The 360-nt window shown below is 47.2% G+C and carries 1 protein-coding gene; it reads left to right on the top strand.

Annotated features, from left to right (window positions below):
* Positions 1 to 360, top strand: a 360-nt coding sequence (locus tag RUMCAL_RS16185) for a hypothetical protein (protein WP_040646988.1), incomplete at both ends; no start/stop codon positions are given.

Below are 360 nucleotides of genomic sequence, written 5' to 3'. Positions count from 1 at the left end.
TTGTGACCGGCACGGTTGTGGTAAATGCACAGACTACCACAACAACAACTACGACAACAACGACCACCGCCACGACAACAACTACGACTACAAACGAAACGACTGCAACAACTGAGGCAACCACTACTACAAGCGAAACGACCGCAACAACCGAGGCAACTACTACCACAAACGAAACAACCGCAACAACTGAGGCAACTACTACAAACGAAACAACTACAACAACCGAGGAAACAACTACCACAAGCGAAACAACTGCAACAACCGAGGGTACTACTGCAACAAGCGAAACGACTGCCACAACTGAGGAAACAACTACCACAAATGAAACAACCGCAACAACCGAAGAAACTACCACAA

It is taken from the genome of Ruminococcus callidus ATCC 27760 (assembly GCF_000468015.1).
Lineage (GTDB): Bacteria > Bacillota > Clostridia > Oscillospirales > Ruminococcaceae > Ruminococcus_C > Ruminococcus_C callidus.
This window is presented reverse-complemented; position numbering and strand designations above follow the sequence as displayed.